This is a genomic window from Streptomyces sp. WAC03905 (assembly GCF_057371075.1).
Window position 1 is genome coordinate 1,636,755 of sequence record NZ_JBXYDZ010000003.1, and the last position, 17,412, is coordinate 1,654,166.

At 69.7% G+C, this 17,412-nt stretch carries 13 protein-coding genes and 5 pseudogenes; 15 read left to right on the forward strand and 3 right to left on the reverse strand.

The genetic code is table 11. The features are described 5' to 3' along the window. Positions 1–123: 123 nt before the first annotated feature. On the reverse strand, positions 124–1,845 hold the full coding sequence (locus AC2RP6_RS10070) for an AMP-binding protein (RefSeq protein WP_486445910.1): 1,722 nt from the start codon (positions 1,843–1,845) through the stop codon (positions 124–126). 106 nt (positions 1,846–1,951) lie between these two features. After that, positions 1,952–3,070 (reverse strand): winged helix DNA-binding domain-containing protein, encoded by a 1,119-nt coding sequence (locus AC2RP6_RS10075; protein WP_486445911.1) that lies wholly within the window; start codon positions 3,068–3,070, stop codon positions 1,952–1,954. A 65-nt stretch (positions 3,071–3,135) separates the two neighbouring features. Here AC2RP6_RS10075 and AC2RP6_RS10080 point away from each other — a divergent pair. From AC2RP6_RS10080 to AC2RP6_RS10110, 7 genes and pseudogenes are all read left to right on the forward strand, one after another. Next, positions 3,136–3,443 (forward strand): annotated as a pseudogene (locus tag AC2RP6_RS10080) (CorA family divalent cation transporter); the annotation flags it as partial. Positions 3,444–3,523: 80 nt separating this feature from the next. Beyond that, positions 3,524–3,817 (forward strand): annotated as a pseudogene (locus AC2RP6_RS10085) (short-chain fatty acyl-CoA regulator family protein); the annotation flags it as partial. A gap of 115 nt (positions 3,818–3,932) precedes the next feature. Continuing rightward, entirely contained in the window at positions 3,933–4,364 is a 432-nt protein-coding gene (locus tag AC2RP6_RS10090; RefSeq protein WP_486445912.1) for an SseB family protein, read from the forward strand. Next, on the forward strand, positions 4,364–4,927 hold the full coding sequence (locus AC2RP6_RS10095; protein WP_486445913.1) for a hypothetical protein: 564 nt from the start codon (positions 4,364–4,366) through the stop codon (positions 4,925–4,927). Before AC2RP6_RS10090 ends, AC2RP6_RS10095 begins: the two co-directional genes overlap by 1 nt. Beyond that, a pseudogene (locus AC2RP6_RS10100) lies at positions 4,927–8,360 on the forward strand (putative T7SS-secreted protein); the annotation flags it as partial. The gene AC2RP6_RS10095 and the pseudogene AC2RP6_RS10100, both read left to right, overlap by 1 nt. Then, a complete protein-coding gene (locus AC2RP6_RS10105) occupies positions 8,355–8,786 on the forward strand; it encodes a hypothetical protein (RefSeq protein ID WP_486450583.1) in 432 nt (143 codons plus the stop codon). The pseudogene AC2RP6_RS10100 and the gene AC2RP6_RS10105, both read left to right, overlap by 6 nt. Before the next feature lie 13 nt (positions 8,787–8,799). Further along, complete coding sequence (locus AC2RP6_RS10110) at positions 8,800–9,552, forward strand: hypothetical protein (RefSeq protein WP_486445914.1); 753 nt, start codon at positions 8,800–8,802, stop codon at positions 9,550–9,552. 286 nt (positions 9,553–9,838) lie between these two features. Here AC2RP6_RS10110 and AC2RP6_RS10115 read toward each other — a convergent pair. Then, positions 9,839–10,165: pseudogene (locus AC2RP6_RS10115) on the reverse strand (IS481 family transposase); the annotation flags it as partial. A gap of 17 nt (positions 10,166–10,182) precedes the next feature. Here AC2RP6_RS10115 and AC2RP6_RS10120 point away from each other — a divergent pair. The 8 genes and pseudogenes from AC2RP6_RS10120 to AC2RP6_RS10155 form a co-directional block, all read left to right on the forward strand. Then, positions 10,183–10,320 (forward strand): annotated as a pseudogene (locus AC2RP6_RS10120) (IS481 family transposase); the annotation flags it as partial. A 466-nt stretch (positions 10,321–10,786) separates the two neighbouring features. Next, positions 10,787–12,022: an ATP-binding protein gene (locus AC2RP6_RS10125; protein ID WP_486445915.1), complete on the forward strand. Its 1,236-nt coding sequence runs from the start codon at positions 10,787–10,789 to the stop codon at positions 12,020–12,022. Positions 12,023–12,039: 17 nt separating this feature from the next. Then, positions 12,040–12,861, forward strand: a complete 822-nt coding sequence (locus AC2RP6_RS10130) for a roadblock/LC7 domain-containing protein (RefSeq protein ID WP_486450279.1) — start codon at positions 12,040–12,042, stop codon at positions 12,859–12,861. Next, positions 12,854–13,249 carry a DUF742 domain-containing protein gene (locus AC2RP6_RS10135; protein WP_486445916.1) on the forward strand — a complete coding sequence of 132 codons (396 nt, stop codon included), beginning with the start codon at positions 12,854–12,856 and terminating at the stop codon, positions 13,247–13,249. Before AC2RP6_RS10130 ends, AC2RP6_RS10135 begins: the two co-directional genes overlap by 8 nt. 4 nt (positions 13,250–13,253) lie before the next feature. Then, the gene (locus tag AC2RP6_RS10140) at positions 13,254–13,814 is read left to right on the forward strand and encodes a GTP-binding protein (protein ID WP_486445917.1); all 561 of its coding nucleotides are present in this window, start codon (positions 13,254–13,256) and stop codon (positions 13,812–13,814) included. A 10-nt stretch (positions 13,815–13,824) separates the two neighbouring features. After that, on the forward strand, positions 13,825–15,204 hold the full coding sequence (locus AC2RP6_RS10145) for a cytochrome P450 family protein (protein WP_486445918.1): 1,380 nt from the start codon (positions 13,825–13,827) through the stop codon (positions 15,202–15,204). Positions 15,205–15,308: 104 nt separating this feature from the next. Beyond that, positions 15,309–16,556, forward strand: a complete 1,248-nt coding sequence (locus AC2RP6_RS10150; protein ID WP_486445919.1) for a cytochrome P450 — start codon at positions 15,309–15,311, stop codon at positions 16,554–16,556. Continuing rightward, positions 16,553–17,338, forward strand: coding sequence for an enoyl-CoA hydratase/isomerase family protein (locus AC2RP6_RS10155; protein ID WP_486445920.1), 786 nt, complete (start codon positions 16,553–16,555; stop codon positions 17,336–17,338). The genes AC2RP6_RS10150 and AC2RP6_RS10155 overlap by 4 nt, the downstream gene beginning before the upstream one ends. Positions 17,339–17,412 lie beyond the last annotated feature (74 nt).

Genomic DNA, 17,412 nt, shown 5'->3' on the forward strand with positions numbered 1-17,412 from the left:
GTGCCTGCCCGCCCGGGCGGAGGCGTACGGGTGCCTGCGGGGCCGGGCGGAGACGTACGCGTGCGTACGGGCCCGGGCGGGCGGCGCACCGTGCCGCCGGGGGCCCGGTGCGCCTGGTCCCGGTCAGCCCAGGTCGGCCTCCCGGTACTCCTCGGCGGAGCCGGCCGCGGTGAGTTCCCGCAGCTCCACCCGCCGGATCTTGCCGGACACGGTCTTCGGCAGCGGGCCGAACTCGATGCACCGGATCCTCTTGTACGGGGAGAGCACCGCACGGGAGTGCTCGAACAGCACCCGGGCGGTCTCCGGCCCGGGCTCCCAGCCGGCCGCGAGGGTGACGTACGCCTTCGGTACCGCCAGCCGCAGCGCGTCAGGGGCGGGGACCACGGCGGCCTCGGCCACCGCCTCGTGCTCCAGCAGGGCGCTCTCCAGCTCGAACGGGCTGATCTTGTAGTCGGAGGCCTTGAAGACGTCGTCGGAGCGCCCGACGTAGGTGAGGTAGCCGTCGGCGTCCCGGGCGGCGATGTCGCCGGTCCGGTACAGCCCGTCCGCCATGGCCTCGGCCGTGCGCTCCGGGTCGTCGCGGTAGCCGGTCATCACCCCGGCGGGCCGGACGCGCAGGTCCACGCACAGCTCGCCCTCGTCGGCGGACTCCTTGCCGGTGACCGGGTCCAGAAGGACGATCTCGTAACCGGGCGCCGGGCGGCCCATGGAGCCGGGCTTGACGGGGACGCCGGGGAAGTTGCCGACCTGGAGGGTGGTCTCGGTCTGGCCGAAGCCGTCGCGGATGGTGACGCCCCAGGCCTCGCGGACCTTCTCGATGACCTCCGGGTTGAGCGGCTCGCCGGCGGCGACGGCCTCGCGCGGAGGGCGGGCCAGTCGGCTGAGGTCGGACTGGATCAGCATCCGCCACACGGTCGGCGGGGCGCAGAAGGTCGTCACGCCGTGCCGGTCCATCTCGGCCATCAGGCGCTCGGCGTCGAAGCGGGCGTAGTTGTGGACGAAGACGGTCGCGCCGGCGTTCCAGGGGGCGAAGAGGTTGGACCAGGCGTGCTTGGCCCAGCCGGGCGAGGCGATGTTGAGGTGCACGTCGCCGGGGCGCAGCCCCAGCCAGTACATGGTGGAGAGGTGCCCGATGGGGTACGAGGCGTGGGTGTGCTCGACGAGCTTGGGGCGGTCGGTGGTGCCGGAGGTGAAGTAGAGCATCAGGGGATCGGTGGCGAGGGTTTCACCGTCGGGGGTGAAGCCGCCGACGGCGTCCGGGGCGTCGGCGAGGCGCAGCCAGCCCGCGGGTACCCGGTCGGCCGGGTCCCCGGCGGCGATCCTGGTGTAGTCGCCCGGGACCTCGTCGAACTTGGCCGTGTCCTCGATCCGCGCGACGACATGCCGCACGTGTCCGCGCTCGACGCGGTCGCGCAGGTCGGCCGGGCCGAGGAGGGGGGTGGCGGGGATGACGACGGCGCGCAGTTTCATCGCGCCGAGCATCACCTCCCACAGCTCGCGCTGGTTGCCGAGCATGACGAGGATCCGGTCGCCGGGTGCGACGCCCTGGCCGCGCAGCCAGCCGGCGGTCGCGTCGGAGCGTACGGCGAGCTGCGCGAAGGAGAGGGACTCGGTGGTGCCGTCCTCCTCGACGATGCGCAGGGCGTCGGCGTCGTTGCCGGCGGCGATGCGGTCGAACCAGTCCAGGGCCCAGTTGAAGCGGTGGGGGCGGGGCCAGGTGAATCCGGTGTGGGCGGCTTCGTAGTCGCCGCGCCGCTCCAGCAGGAAGTCCCGCGCGGCGAGGAACTGGGCGGTGGGGTCGGCGGCGTCGCCGGTGGCGCTGTTCCGGGCACTTTCGGTCGTCATGGCAGGTATCGTGCCGCGTCCGGTGTACCGACCACCAGGGTGGCGTCAGCCGCGAGTTGACCGTTTGAGGGGGCCGGGGGGGCGGCCCGGGTGCGGCAGTCGGCTGTCAGCGGCGGATGGGGGCGAAGCGTACGGACGGGGCGGGCCGGTCGGTCGCGTCGGGCGGTCCGCCCAGGTCGGCGACCAGCTTCTCCCCCTCGGCGACGATCTCCTCCCGCGCCGCCTTCGGCACCCGGTCGAACAGTTCCACGGTGAGCGCCCCGCCCTCCAGCTTCCAGAGCCCGGCCAGGAAGCCGTCGACGAGGAGGGTGCAGTGGGCCTGGTTCCCGGTCCAGCTGCGCCCCTTGACCTCGGGCGGGACCACGCGGGTGCGGTCGGCGTGGGACAGCAGGAGGTTGTCGAACTCCGGGAGGAAGCGGGCCGGCGCCGGGGTGCCGGCGTCGGGGCGGGGCGCGTCGGGCAGGTCGAAGAGCTCCACGCCGTTCTCGTCGCGGAAGACGGCCAGCCCCGGCCGCAGGCGTTCGAAGGCGTCGCGCAGGCGGGTCACCCCCGCCCAGGTCTGCATGTCCTTGACCGACGCGGGGCCGAACGCCGCGAGGTAGCGCAGGACGACCTCTTCCACGGGCTGCGCCGCCCCGGCGGGCTCGCCGAGCCAGTTCTCGACGGTGGTGAGCCGTACCTGCCCGCTGCGTCCCCACACACCTCGGGGCGTGACCTGGACCAGCGGCAGCAGGCAGCGCGCGGCGACGGACAGGGACTGCGGGTCGGCGTCGGGCCATGCGCGGAGCAGGTCCTCGCGGATCTCGGCCATGGTGCGCGGCTCGCCCTCGACGAAGGCGCGGGCCCGCCGCGCCAGCCGGTCCAGGTCCACGCCGTCGAGGCCCTTGCGGAAGTAGGTGACTTCGCGGTCGCGGGCGGGCTGGACGAGGGGGCGCAGGGTGAGTGCGTCGTGCGCGGTGTGCGTGTGGATGGTCGACCGCATGGTGACCATGCGTACGACCTCGCGGGACTCCATGAGCCCGGCCAGTTCGGCGGGGTCGAAGCCGGCGAGGCGGGCGTGCAGCTGGAAGTACGGGGGCTTGACGTTCTGCGCCTGCAGCCCGAGGAGGTGGGCGACGGCGTCCCGCGCGGACATCTCGGCGCGGCCGAGCAGCAACTGGCGGGCGAGCGTGGCACGGTTCAGTGCGCGGGTGTCGAGTACGGGATGTGTCGTCCTGGAGGCCATGAGAGCAAGCTAGTCCTCCTTGCGGACACCTTCTGTCCGCAACTCGTCACCGGAGGACGGCGGGAAGCCGCGTCGACGGCTTCCGCCAGGCCCTGACCGAGATCCTCGCGGTGAACGCCATCCTGGTCTCCCAGCAGCAGAACGCCGAAATGAGCGCCCTGGCCTAAACCGGCTTCGAACAGAACGAGGAGATCAAGAAGATCTCAGGCTGGCGGCAATTCTGTTTGCACCCGGACTGGTTGGAACCATCTATGGCATGAACGTCGAAGCCATGCCAGAGCTAAGTTGGGCGTTCGGATACCCCTTTACAGTGGCCCCGATGGAGGTATTTTGTCTCAGTCTGTACCCCGTCTTCAAACTTGGGGACTGGCTCTTGAATCCAACGAGTCATGAGACCGCTCCGCCCGCGCCGTTGCCCTCCACAGCGGCACCTGAGGCGCATCCGGCAACACCTTCGCCATCGGGCTCGGCGGCGACATCCGGCGCGTCACGGCTCATCTACTCGGACGGCTTCGACCTGGCCAACACATCCGCGACGAACCCATTGGCGTGGGCTGCCGCATCTGCGAACGCCTGGACTGCCCAGCCCACGCGGGGCCGTCGACGAGCGAACCAGCACGGTCGTCCCGTAGCGGGCCGTCGACCACATGCGATGAGGCTGGGTTCAAGCAGTCCCACGCTGACGCCGGGATAGTGGCCGATGCCGAGCACAGGGCCCCTAAGCAGCAAGGTCATCGGAACATTTGATCGGCGCATGGCCGCGGGCGCCGGGAGTGTGTGACCCTCGCCGCGTGAGGCCATTTAGATGATCAAGGTACTGTTTGCCCCTCTCATATGGATCACGCGGAGGGGGCGCAATACCATGGGACTGACCGAAGAGATCGCCGATCACCGGGAAGGCCGGGGGGATCCGGGGCGATTGGTGGGAGAGTTCCGCCGCGCTGCCCTGCTCGTTCCGGTCACCGACGTCGCGGCAAGTGCCGGTGACGCCGCCGGTGGTCTGACGTCGGCCGTGTCGGGCGGGATCCGCTGGTTCTATGCGTTCACCGACGAGGAGGCGTTGTTCCGGTTCGCCCGGGCCCGCGGGGAGGACGGCCGGGAGTGGCCTTACCTGGCGGTTCTCGGCGCGCGGCTGATCGATGCGGTCGTTCCGCAGGTCGACGGACCGGCCGGGGTGGCGGTGAACGTGGCCGACACCGACGGCTCGATGTTGTTCCCGCCGGTCGCGGGGATCGTCCCCGATACCTGCGCCGTTGATGTCGCCGGGCGGGTTTCCGATGGGGCGGTGGCCTGATGGCGAGCGAGGGGGATCTGGAGGTTTCGCCGGCGGCGGTTGCCTCGATCCAGATCGGGCTGCGGGCAGCGATATCGGAGTTGCGGGAGTCCGGCGATGCCGCCGGGGCCTCGCAGGGTGCGGGTTTCGAGAACTTGTCGATGACGGGGATGGAGACCGGGCACGCAGGACTGGCCACGCGCTTCGAGGACTTCTGCGAGCGCTGGGAGTGGGGCGTGCGCGCCCTGATCCAGGATGCCTCCACCCTCGCCGGGCATCTTGGCATCGCCGCGGGGATGATGTGGGAGGAGGATCAGTACATCCAGGGCGCGTTCAAGGTAGCCGCGAACGCCGCGTACGTCAATCCGCACGCCACCGAGGACGAGATCGAGCAGAAGTCCTGGGGCGACATCTTCAGCGCGGACGTCTACAAACCGGACCACAGCGCCGAGTCGTTCGAGAAGGGCTCGAAGGACATCAAGCAGACCTGGTCGGACACCAAGGACACAGTGACCTCCACCGGCAGGATCGGTTCCCTGAAGGATCTGCTGGAACAGGCGAAGGGCGACGGGGGCGGCAACTGATGGGCTGGCGCGACTACATTCCCGATCCGGTCGAGGACATTGCCGAGGACGTTGCCGAGGGGGTCGGCAACGCCATCGAGTGGACCGGTGGCAAGACGGCCGACCTGGCGGAGGAAGTCGGTCTCGACGATGCGGGCGACTGGATCCGGGACAAGAGCCGCTCGGCGGCCAACCGGCTCGGCTCGGACGTGGAGGAACTCGAACTCGGCCAGACCGAGGACCCGATGAAGCTCGTCTACGGCAGCCCATCAAAGATCCGCGAGCAGGTCGCCCACCTGCACGACTTCAGGAAGGCCTTTGAATCCGTCGGCAACGGTCTGAAGAGCCTCACCCAGCCCGACGGACTCAAGGGAGAGAGCGCCAAAGCGTTCCGTGATTCCGTCTCGAAGGAGCCGCCGCGCTGGTTCAAGGCTGCCGACGCGTTCGGCAAGGCCGCCGACGTCATGGGTCGTTTCGCCGAGACCGTCGAATGGGCCCAGGGCCAGGCCAAGGAGGCCCTCGACGACTACAACAAGGCCAAGAAGGCCTCCGAGGACGCCCGCACTGCCCACAACAAGCTGGTCAAGGAATACAACGACGCGTACAAGGCGAAAAAGGAGACCCTCCCGCCGCGCCCGGGGGACGACTACCCCGATCCGGGCAAGGCGATGGCCACTGCCGCGCAGGAGAAGCTCGACAACGCCCGCAAGCAGCGCAACGAGGTCGCCGAGAACCTCGGCGGCACCCTCGAGGCCGCCCGAGATGCCGCGCCGCCCAAGCCGTCGTACACCGAACAGCTCAACGATGGACGGATCTACTTCGAGCTCGCCGGAACTCACCTCCTGGGCGGTGTCGTCAAGGGCACGGCTGGCGTCGTCAACTTTGCAAGCGCCCTGAATCCGTTGGGTCTCTACAACATCGCTCACCCCGCCGAGTACGTGACGAACCTGAACTCGACGGCCGCAGGTCTGCTCACCATGGCCAACGACCCCTGGGGCGCGGGCAAGAAGATGCTGGACGAGTTCATGAAGGATCCCTCCGAAGGAATCGGCAAGCTGATCCCCGAACTCATAGGCTCCAAGGGCACCGGCGCCGTCAAGAAGTTCGGTTCCGCCGCCAGGCACCTCGACGACATCAAGGGTCGGAAGGTGCGCCAGCAGGTGGAGGACGCCCCGGACGGCACGCACAACACCACGGATGGCGAGCGCAAGACGGCAGGCGACCCGGTGGATCTCGCCACGGGCCGGATGTTCCTGCCCCAGACCGACTTCGAACTCCCCGGCATCCTGCCACTGGTCTTCACCCGCCGCACCGAGTCGGGCTGCCCGGTCGGGCGCTTCCTCGGGCCAGCCTGGACGTCCACGGTCGACGAGCGGCTGGAAATCGACGAGGCCGGCGTCATCCATGTCACGGCCGAAGGCCTTCTGATTACGTACCCGCACCCGGCTCCCGGCGTGCCCACCCGGCCGGACAAGGGCAGGGCCCGTACCCTGCTGGCCCGCGATGCCAACGGCGACTACACGGTCACCGAGCCCGACAGCGGCCTGGTCTTCCACTTCACCGCCCCAGTCGGCAGCGAGCCGGGAGGCGACGGCGAAGCCTGGCTGTCCGGCATCACCGAACGCAACGGCCACACCATCACCGTCGATCGTGACGAGGACGGTCTGCCGCTGGCCCTCGTGCACTCGGCGGGCCACCAGGTGAAAGTGTCCATCACCGACGGTCTGGTCACCGCCCTGTCCTTGGCCGGAGCGGGCGAGGGCGGCGCGGACCTGCCCCTGATGGGCTACGGCTATGAGGACGGCAACCTCACCGCGGCCACCAAGCCGTCGGGCGCCACCACCACCTTCGTCTACGACGACCGCCGCCGCGTCATCGCCTGGATCGACTCCAACGGAAGCCGGTACGACTACGTCTACGACGACCGCGACCGCGTCGTGGCGGAAGGCGGCGAAGCCGGCCACATCCAGATCACCTTGTCATACACCGAGCCGGACCCGCAGACGGGTCACCACACCACCACCCTGACCACCCCCGACGGGCATGCGACCCGCCACGTGTTCGGCCCGGGCTGCAAGCTCCTGGCCGTCACCGACCCGCTCGGCCACACCACCCGGTTCACCTACGACCCGCGCGGCAACCTGCTGTCCCGCACCGACCCGCTTGGCCTCACGACCGTCTTCTCGTACGACGAGGACGGCCGCATCATCCGCGCGGTCCGCCCCGACGGCAGCGAACTGCACACCGTGCGCGGCCCGTTCGGTTTGCCGGTGGAAGTCTTCGGTCCGGACGGCGCACGCATGCTCCACGAGTACGACGAACGTGGCAATCGCACGGCCGTCACCGACCCGGCCGGCGCCACCACCCGCTACACCTACGACCACGCCGCCCGTCTCACCTCGCTCATCGACGCCGAGGGGGCCACGACCTACGTGGTGTGCGACGCGGCGGGGCTGCCCGTGGAGGTGACCAATCCGTCCGGCGCCGTGACCCGTACGGAGCGGGACGCCCTCGGCAGGCCGGTCCGCATCACCGATCCGACGGGCGGTGTCACCCGCCTGAAATGGGACGCCGATGGGCAGCTCGCCTGGCGCACCGGACCCGACGGCGCCACGGAGACGTGGACGTACGACGGCGAGGGCAACCTGCTCTCCCGTACCGACGCGGCCGGTGGGGTGACCCGCTTCGAGTACACCCACTGTGACCTCCCGGTCGCCCGTATCGGGCCCGACGGCGCACGCTACGAGTTCGAGCACGACTCCGCGCTGCGCCTCACCCGCGTCATCAATCCGCACGGCTTGACCTGGACGTACACGTACGACGCCGCCGACAACATCGTCTCCGAGACCGACTTCGACGGCCGCACCCTCACCTACCGGCTGGACGCCGCGGGACGACTCGCCTCCGCACCGATGCGCTCGGCGGGACCATCTCGTTCGAGCGCGACCAGCTCGGCCAGGCGGTCAGCAAGGAACGGTTCACCTGGGACGGCCTCACCCTGTGCGAACAGACCAGCCACCAGCCCGAACAACCGAACACGATCGCCCTCACCTGGGACCACCGCGGAGTCATCCCCCTGGCCCAGACCGAGCGCATCCTCACGGCCGACGACCGCCAGGAGGAGATTGACAGCCGCTTCTTCGCCATAGCCACCGACCTCATCGGCACCCCCACCGAACTGATCGACGAGTCCGGCAACATCGCCTGGCGCTCCCGGGCCACCCTCTGGGGCGCCACCGCCTGGGCCCGCGACAGCAGCACCTACACCCCGCTCCGCTTCCCCGGCCAGTACTACGACCCCGAGACCGGCCTCCACTACAACGTCTTCCGCCACTACGACCCGGAAACCGGCCGCTACACCTCCCCGGACCCCCTCGGACTGGCCCCCGCCCCTAACCCCGTCGCGTACGTGGACAACCCTCACGGCGGCTGCGACCCGCTGGGCCTGATGCCCAAGTACACCAAGGAGGAGAAGGCACAGAAGCGGATCGACAAGGTCGTGGACGACGTCATCGCCCGGGCGGAGGACGGAGGGTTCAAGAAGCACAGCGACTACCACGGGGACGACATGCATGCTTTCCCCGACGGACGGGCCGTGGAGATCCTGAAGAATCCGGATGCGGTCTACCAGACGACGGGCACGACCCAAAAGCTCATCTTCCGCCAGGGCGAGGACATCGTCGTGGTTCATGGACCCGGCAGCAGCCAAGGCCAGGCCATCACGGCATACGGCCCATCGGGGATCAAGGGCGACTCCGGAGCGACGGCGCTCGGAGGCAAACCCACGGACCCCCACCCGCCGATTACCCACGAAGACATCGTGCAGGGCAGGATTCCCACCAAGAACGGCTACATGGCTCCAGGAGTGCAGATCAGATGAGGCAGCAGACACCATGAATCTGGCATTTGACGACGACTGGCGCGCGACCGTGACGGGCGAACCGCTGCACATCACCCCCCGCTTCGCAGGTGATTCTGTGCGCGTTGTGCAGTATGCGGACAAGAAGGAGCGGGAGCGGTTCGTCCTGGACACCTTCGGCAGCCAGCACTTCATGTGGGATTTCCCCGACGTATTCCGGTTCGACAAGAACAGCCGACAGCTCGTCGGGGCCGAATTCCAGATGCCGTATACGTCCCCCAACTGCAACAGCACCGACCGCGTTCCCACACTGCCGGCGCTACGTCCCGGCGGGCTCCGAGCAGACGAGCTCAAAGACTTCCGGCACGAGATGTGCCCGGTGCTGTGTCGCGTTTCCGGAGACACCGTACTGACCAGTCTGCGCGATCTCGATGTCCTGGACGAGCCGATCGAGGCCCGCATCGGCATCGCCCCAGACCTGGCGCTGTTGGTCCAGCACGGCGTCGTCGTGGGGTGGAGCCTCACAAATGCGGCGCGCTACCTGACCAACCCATACGCAGACCCCGACCTCGACCCCCCGTCTCCTGCCACCCGTCGGCTGTTCACCGAGTGCCTGGATCTGGTCACCGATCCGCTGATCTACGACGTGGAAGACCAGGATCCGGCCGCCCTGGCCCGGCTGCGAGCCGCCGACGAGGCCCTGCGCGAACAGCGCGAGGACCGCCAGCGCGCCGACGCCCTGACCGCGCTGATCGCGAACCTGGTGGACACCTATGGGAACTGGTGACGGCCGGCCATCAATGAACCTGACATTCGATGGCGACTGGTGCGCGACAGTAGCGAACGATCCGCTGCGCATCCCCCCTTCATCGACCTCCGTGGACGTCGTGCACTATGCGGACGTGAACGAGCGCGAGCGGTTCCTCGCGGACACCTTCGGCAGCCAGGACCTTCTACGGGACGCGCCTGACATCCTGCGGTCCGACAGGACCAGCCGTGAGCTGGTCTGGGCAGAATTCCACATGCCGGAAGAATCCGCCGCTGCCAAGGAAATCGCTCACGTCCCCCATCCCGCGGTAGGCCCAGGCCTTGTCGGGTCAGCACCCGCTCGATGCGGGGAATGCCGCAGGCGTGGAAGAAGGTGGCCACGCGGGTCAGGAAGTCCGCGCAGGTGGCGACTTTTCGTCGCGGTGGATCTCGCTGCTGGCCAGGCGGGAGTGGTCGTCGACGGCGGAGTGGACGTAGTCGAAGCCCTTGCCGCGGATCGGCCGGCCGGCCTGGCGGCCGTTGGTCTTGTGACCGCCGCCGTCGGGGATCCGGCCGAGCTTCTGCACGTCCACGTGGATCAGTTCGCCGGGCCGCTCACGCTCGTAGCGGCGGATCACCGGGGATAGCCCCCTGCCACTTCAGCTCCGGCTGCGAGCTGCGACAAGCCCGGAAACTCGGCCCCGCCCGGATAGGCCCGATCCCGGGCCCGCCCGCCTCGACCGTGCACCGGATCCTGACCCGCCACCACCTCAACCGGCTGGCTTGGATCGACCGGCCGACCGGAGAGGGCCGCGCTCTGACCGGCTGGGATGCGGCTCCGGAGGTCGGCGTCGCGGAGTCGGGCGGCTCGGCCGGGCCGCGGACGCCGGCCGGTGGGGCCCGCCCGGGGGTCGGTCGACGGCCTCTCGGATCGATGTGAGGAATTGCGGCTCCTCATGTGAAGAACTGCTTGACAGATCAACGGAGAGAAGGGTGGACGACGGCGGACGCCGGGTCGAAAGACCCATGTCAACCTGCTCCTGCCACGGGCCGGTTGGGCGGAAGCGACGCCGCAACGGGCGTCAGGAGGGGCGAAGATCCGGTGATAGCATCCCCGCATCTGTGATCTTGATCTGTTTACACGCAGATACGGATGGTGATCGGCGTCGCGCACTCGGCACATCGACGGGTGAACCGCGCCGATCAGCTGTGTTGCGGGGCCTCGCGAGGTGTATCTGCAGCCGTCCGCACGCCATGCGCCGGGAAAGGTTTCCATGAATCGAGACGCACTTGTGTGGTGCTTGGTTGCGGTGGTGGCGATAGCCGTCGCCGCAGTCGCGGCACTCGTCGCCCGCAACAGGGCGCTGCAGGCGAAGAAGGAGCACACCGAGGCCGAACTGAGGCAGCAGCTGCTCGCGGCGGACGGCCACCTGCACGCGTCGCGCGCCGAGCTGCAGAGGTTCCGCGACGAGCAGGCCGCCACGCTCCGCGAGGCCGAGGAAGCGGCGGAGGAGAACACCAAGTCCGTCCTCAAGGGCGCCGCCAGTCTCCTGCAGAGCATCGCCGCCGAGCAGACGACGCTGCTGGACGGGATCCAGCGCACGTACGGTGGACACGCCGTCCTCAGCGATCTGCTGGACGTCAACCACGCCAACGCCCAGATGGCGCGCAAGGCCCAGGGCATCGCCGTCATGTGCGGTGCGCCGCTCGGCCGGCGCAACCGCCCCGCCAGCGTCTACGACGTGGTGCGCAGCGCCCAGGGCCAGATCCGCAACTTCCACCGGGTCGCGATCATGCAGCAGACCGGCCTGGCCCTCAAGGCGTCCGCGGTGGCGCCCGTCGCGCTCGCCGTGGCGGAGCTGCTCGACAACGCCGCCAGCTTCTCGCAGCACGACGCGCCCATAGAAGTAACGTTCCAGCGCGTCCAGAACAACCTGTGCATCGTCATCGACGACGCAGGCGTCAGCATGAACGACGAGGACCGGCAGCGGGCGACCGCGCTGCTCTCCGGGGAAATCGCTCCCCGCCTGTCGCAGCTCGGTACGCAGCCCAAGTTCGGTTTCCCGGTCATCGGCCTGATCGCGCGTCAGTACGGCTTCAAGGTCGACGTCACCGGAGTTTCCCGCTACGGCGGCGTCAGGGCCGTCGTCCTCCTGCCCGAGGAGCTGTGGACCATGGAGGAGATACCGCCCGTCCAGGAGGCTCCGGTCAGCAGCATCCGGCGCACCCCCGACAGCCGGCCCCGCAGCGCGGCCCGCAGCGCCCCCCAGAGCACGCCCCAGAGTGCCCCGTCGCGCACCATGCACGGTCTGCCCAAGCGCGGCGCGCGCCAGGCGCCCATCGCCAGCGTCCCCGATCCGGACGCTCGTCCCGACACCACCTGGGCGCCGCCGCGGAGCCCGGAAGAGACGGGCCGCGCTTCCGGCCGCAGCCTGGGCGCCTTCCAGCGCGGCACGCGCTCCGGCCGCAACCTTGACGCCACCTCGTTCGAAGGGCCCGAAGACGCATGACCGCAGACCTGTCGTGGATGCTAGAGGACATCGTGCACAACGTGCCCCGCGCACGTCACGCCGTCCTGCTGTCCGCGGACGGCCTCCCTCGCGGTGCGACGGAAGGCCTGGCCGAGAACGATGTGCGCACCATCTCCGCCGCCATGGCCGGAATGCAGTCGCTCAGCCGGGCGACGGCCCACTTCGCCGGTCCGGAGAAGGACCGGCAGTGGAACCAGACCATCATCGAGTTCTCGCACGGCTGGAACTTCCTGATCGGGGCGGGGCAGGGTTCGTACCTCGCCGCCGCGGCCGCGCCCGACGTGGACATGCAGCAGATCTCCTTCCGCATGCACCGGCTCGTGGCCCGGCTGGGCAACAACCTCACCTCGCCTCCGCGCGTGGGGCACGAGGAGGCCGGCGGCACGCGGGGCAACGAGCCCCGGCAGCAGCAGCCCGGTGACGCGAAGTTCGTCCTCGGTGAGCTCGACCGGGTGGTGTCCGAGGTCCAGGGTGCCCGGCACGCGGTGCTGCTGGGATCGGACGGCCTTCCCCGCGGGGCGACCACCGGGATGAGCCGCGACCTGGCGGACACGATCTCCGCGGCCATGACGGGCATCCACGCCTACAGCCGGGTGACTTCCCAGTTCGCGGGGGTGGCCGAGGACACGGAATGGCGTCAGACGGTCATCGAGTTCGAGCACGGCTGGATCTTCCTCCTGGCCGCCGGCCCCGACGCCTTCCTGGCCGCGTCCGCCGAACAGACGTGTGATATCGAGGAGTTCACCACCCGGCTGCACTCGGTGGTTCCCAGACTGACCGCGGCAGCGACACCGGCGAAGGGGACAGGACATGCCTGACGGGCCCGGACAGGACGAAGAGCTGGAACTGACGTCTCCGTTAGTCCCCCTGTTCGTGATCACGAACGGTCGGGCGCTGCCCCCGGAGCACGAGTACGAGCACACGACGCTCGTGACGGCGACCGGGGCGGAGAACGGACAGGCCGCGGCGCGCTCGCTGTCCCCGGAAGCGGCGCAGGTCATGAACCTGGTCGCGGACGGATTCCTGTCCGTGGCCGAGGTCGCGGGACACACGCACCTGCCCCTGGGCGTCGTCCGCATCCTGCTGGCGCAGCTGGAGGAGGACGGCCTCATCCTCACGAGGACACCGATACCGCGCGCCGAGCGTGTCGACAGAGAACTGGTCAGTGCTGTGCTCGAAGGCCTGAAGAATCGATTCGGAGCGTAAACGCGTGTACCTGGATCCAGATGTCTCCCACGCAGTGAAGATCCTCGTCGTGGGGCACTTCGGGGTCGGCAAGACCACCTGCATCAGCAGCCTCTCCGAGATCGAGCCGCTGCGGACCGAGGAAGAGATCACCGAGGCCAGCGTCGGCTTCGACGACCTGTCGGGCACGCCCGACAAGACGACCACCACCGTCGCGATGGACTTCGGCCGGCTGACCCTCAGCGACACCCTGGTGCTCTACCTCTTCGGTACGCCGGGCCAGGAGCGCTTCAAGGAGATGTGGGAGGAGCTCTCCCGGGGCGCGCTGGGCGCGCTCGTCCTGGTCGACCCGGAGCGGCTGCACGAGTCCTTCCCCGTCCTGGACCTCGTCGAGCGCTTCGGCCTGACGTACGCCATCGCCGTGAACCACTTCGAGGGCACCACGCACTACCCCCTCGACGAGGTGCGCGAAGCGCTGAACCTCACGGACGAAACCCCTGTCGTGGAGTGCGACGTACGGGACGAGCACTCCTCGGCGCAGGCCCTCATCACCCTCGTGCAACACCTCATGTCCCAACTCGGCTAGGAGCGCAGGAATGCAACAGCCACTCGAACCCATGGAGATACCCCCCGGCTGCCCCGCGCACGGGAACGTCCAGATGTACGGCCCTGCGTTCGGAGCCGACCCCGACAGCCACTACGCGCAGCTGCGTCACTTCGGCCCCAGTGCACCCGTGGACATCGCCCCCGACGTCCAGGCCGAGCTCGTCACCAGCTACGACGCCGCCCTGTACGTCCTGCAGAACCCCGCCTCCTTCGTACGCGACTCCCGCCGCTGGAACGCCCTCAACGAGGGGCGCGTCCCGGCCGGCAGCCCGGCGCTTCCCATGCTGGGCTACCGCCCCAACGCCCTCTTCAGCGACGGTGCGGCGCACGCCCGGCTGCGCGGGGCGGTGACCGACAGTCTCGCGACCGTCAACGAGCACCGGCTCATCCGGCAGACGCAGCAGTCCGCCAACTACCTGATCAGTCGGTTCAGTGGCGACATCCGCGGCCAGGCCGAGCTGATGGCCGAGTACGCCCAGCCGCTGCCCCTGCTGGTCTTCAGCGAACTGTTCGGCTGCCCGCCCGAGATCGGCGACCGGGTGATCGCCGGGATCAGCGGCATCTTCGAGGGGACCCCCGGCGCCGATGAGGTGCTCGGCGGCGCGCTCACCGAGCTGATCGCACTCAAGCGGCGGCAGCCGCAGGACGACCTGACGACGCGTCTGATGGAGCACCCGGCGCAGCTGAGCGACGAGGAGGTGCTGCACCAGCTGGTGACCCTGCTCTCCGGCGGCACCGCGCCGCTGGCCGCGGCCATCGGCACCAGCAGCGCCCTGTACCTCGGAGAGGACTGGCAGGTCGGCCTCCCGGTCGAGGACGCGGTCTCCCGGACCCTGTGGAACTACGCCCCGATCGCCAACTACGCGGCCCACTACCCGACGCACGACGTCGAGCTCGGCGACCGGGTGCTCCGCGCCAACGACCCGGTCCTCATCTCGTTCGCCGCGGCCAACACGGACCCGAAGCTGACCGAGCACCGCGAACAGCTCAGCGGCAAGGCGCATCTGGCCTTCGGTGCGGGTCCGCACGCCTGTCCCGCCAAGGACCCGGCTTTCATGATCGCCGTGACCGCGGTGGAGACGCTGGTCAACCAGCTGCTCGACGTGGAGGTGCGCGTCCCGTTCAAGGCGCTCACCTGGGTGCCGAGCCCGTGGAGCCGTACGCTGGTCACGCTCCCGATCCGCTTCACCCCGAGGGCCGCCCCCCAGACGTCCGAGCCGGCCGCAGCGAGCCCGGTCCAGCCCTCGCAGCAGCCGGCGGCGGTCCCGTCGCCCGCCGCCGGCCCCACGCGCCGCACGAGCACGGGAACCACGCCGCAGCCCAAGGGCGGCCTGTTCAGCCGCTTCCTGGCCTGGACCAGGGGCGAATGAGTCCGATGTGATTCTGGTAACCCCCTGCGTACTCAGTGGTAGTGGATGTTCCGACGATCATGCGGGTAGGCATGGCGGCTGGTCCTCAGAAAGGAGCCGCCATCATGGGGGTTGCCACAACTCCGTCGTACGACCGCCGGGCGTCCGCCTCCCTCTTCTCGCGCCTGCGGACGGCAAGAGGGCAGGCCGACCCCTTCCCCATCTACGCCGAGCTCCTCTCGCGGGGTGAGGTGGTCCCCGCCCCCTGGGGCGGCTTCGCCGTCACGGGCTTCGCAGCCTCCGACCAGGTGCTGCGCAGCCGTCAATGGCTGGAGCCCGACAGGGAGTGGCGGGAGCGCCAAGGCCCCGGCACGCGCTGGAACGCCCCGTCCTCGCGCGAGATGAGCAACACCCTCGCCGCGCTCAACGCCCCGGACCACACCAGGGTGCGCCGCGCGGCGGGCACCTTCGACCGGTCCACCGTGGAGCGCATCGGCCACAACGTGGAACGGACGACGGATCGCCTCCTCGACGCCTTCACCGAGCGAATACGCACCGGCGAGGCGGACTTCTCGGAGCTCGTCTGCGAGGAGCTGCCCATCGCCACCATAGGTGACTGGCTCGGGCTGCCGCGGGCCGACTGGTCCATGCTGCGCCAGTTGACGCACGATCAGGTCTTCACTCAGGAGCTGCTGCCGTCGGCCAGCCAGCTGGCCCTGTCGGACACGGCCACCGCCGAACTCCGCGCCTATTTCACGGAGCTGGTGCGCGACCGGCGCTGCCACCCCGGGGACGACCCCGTGACCGGGTGGATCCGGGGATGGGACGCGATCGAGCCCGACCGGGACAAGGCCGACGAGGCGGTCTACTTCCTGGTGCTGTTCGTCCTCCTGGCCGCCCTGGAGACCACCGCGACCCTCCTGTCGACGATGACGCTCCGGCTCGTCGAGAGCCCGGAGCGCTGGGGCATGGTCGCCGACGACCCGGATCTCGTCCCCGGATTCGTCGAAGAAACGCTTCGCTACGACCCGCCCACCCACGTGATCAGCAGGGTCGCTGCGCAGGACACCGTGCTGGGCGGCTTCGAGATCCGCCGCGACGAGATGGTCCACCTCCTCATCGGAGCGGCGCACCGGGACCCTGCCAGACACGCCGACCCGGACCGGTTCGACCCGGCACGCGTGCCCGGCCACCTCGCCTTCAGCGGCGGCGTCCACTACTGCCTCGGCGCGCCGCTGGCCCGTCTCGAAGCCCAGACCCTGCTCCGCCGGCTGATCCGGCGCCTTCCCCGTCTCACCCTCGTACGCCCCCCGTCGATGGCGCCCCGTGTGGCGTTCCGGCGCCTCCTGAACCTGGACGTGGCAGTCGCATGACCGAACGCACCCCCTCCCCCGTGCTCAGCCGGACCGCGCCCAAGGCGATCCGTGCCGAGCAGGACGGCCCCGTCCTGCACGTCCGCCTCAACCCCTGGGGGCAGGACGACACGCTGGACAGCGTGGTCCTCGACGACTTGATCACCCTGCTCGACGACCTGCGCGAAAGACCCGACATCCGGATCCTGACGCTGTCGTCGCTGGGCGCGGACTTCTGCCTGGGTGCCGACCGTGACGAGTACCGGCAGGCCTTGACCGACGATCCCTCCGGAGTGGGCCTGCGGCGCGCCGCCGACAAGGCGCACCGCTTGTGCCAGGCCCTGGAGGACACCCACGCGGTCACCATCGCCCGGCTGCACGGGCGGGTCATCGGCGCGGGCCTCGCCCTGGCCGCATTCTGCGACCTGCGGGCGGGGGCCGACGACAGCCGCTTCCGCATGCCGGAGGTCGGCATAGGGCTGCCGCCGGCGTGGGGCGGGGCGATGGGACGTCTGGTCTCCGAGGCAGGCGCTTCCCGGATCCGCGAACTCATGCTCACCTGTGACGTCTTCGACGCCGACACGGCCCACCGCATCGGTCTGCTGCACCGGACCGCGCCGCCCGACCAGCTGGACAAGGTGATCGAGTCCTGGACCAGGCCGCTCGTCCGGCGCTCGGCCGAAGCCCTCGTCCTGACCAAGCGGATGCTGGCGGGCTACGCACGTGCGGACAGGACGGCGGACGTCTCCCTGCTCGACTCCCATCTCCTGGCGGCCGCCCTCCGGCAGCACGCAGGGGGCTGACCCCTCCGGCCACGGCAGAGCGGAACAGGGGACGGCCGGACGGCCGGCGGGGCGCGGCTCCGGGTCCGGTGTGC

Excerpts from the sequence above, each read along its gene's own strand:
- AC2RP6_RS10095 (WP_486445913.1), top strand. The coding sequence starts at position 4,364 with ATGGCGAGCGAGGGGGATCTGGAGGTTTCGCCGGCGGCGGTTGCCTCG.
- AC2RP6_RS10125 (WP_486445915.1), top strand. The coding sequence starts at position 10,787 with ATGAATCGAGACGCACTTGTGTGGTGCTTGGTTGCGGTGGTGGCGATA.
- AC2RP6_RS10110 (WP_486445914.1), top strand. The coding sequence starts at position 8,800 with ATGAATCTGGCATTTGACGACGACTGGCGCGCGACCGTGACGGGCGAA.
- AC2RP6_RS10145 (WP_486445918.1), top strand. The coding sequence starts at position 13,825 with ATGCAACAGCCACTCGAACCCATGGAGATACCCCCCGGCTGCCCCGCG.
- AC2RP6_RS10135 (WP_486445916.1), top strand. The coding sequence starts at position 12,854 with ATGCCTGACGGGCCCGGACAGGACGAAGAGCTGGAACTGACGTCTCCG.
- AC2RP6_RS10070 (WP_486445910.1), bottom strand. The coding sequence starts at position 1,845 with ATGACGACCGAAAGTGCCCGGAACAGCGCCACCGGCGACGCCGCCGAC.
- AC2RP6_RS10130 (WP_486450279.1), top strand. The coding sequence starts at position 12,040 with ATGCTAGAGGACATCGTGCACAACGTGCCCCGCGCACGTCACGCCGTC.
- AC2RP6_RS10155 (WP_486445920.1), top strand. The coding sequence starts at position 16,553 with ATGACCGAACGCACCCCCTCCCCCGTGCTCAGCCGGACCGCGCCCAAG.
- AC2RP6_RS10075 (WP_486445911.1), bottom strand. The coding sequence starts at position 3,070 with ATGGCCTCCAGGACGACACATCCCGTACTCGACACCCGCGCACTGAAC.
- AC2RP6_RS10150 (WP_486445919.1), top strand. The coding sequence starts at position 15,309 with ATGGGGGTTGCCACAACTCCGTCGTACGACCGCCGGGCGTCCGCCTCC.
- AC2RP6_RS10105 (WP_486450583.1), top strand. The coding sequence starts at position 8,355 with ATGCCCAAGTACACCAAGGAGGAGAAGGCACAGAAGCGGATCGACAAG.
- AC2RP6_RS10090 (WP_486445912.1), top strand. The coding sequence starts at position 3,933 with ATGGGACTGACCGAAGAGATCGCCGATCACCGGGAAGGCCGGGGGGAT.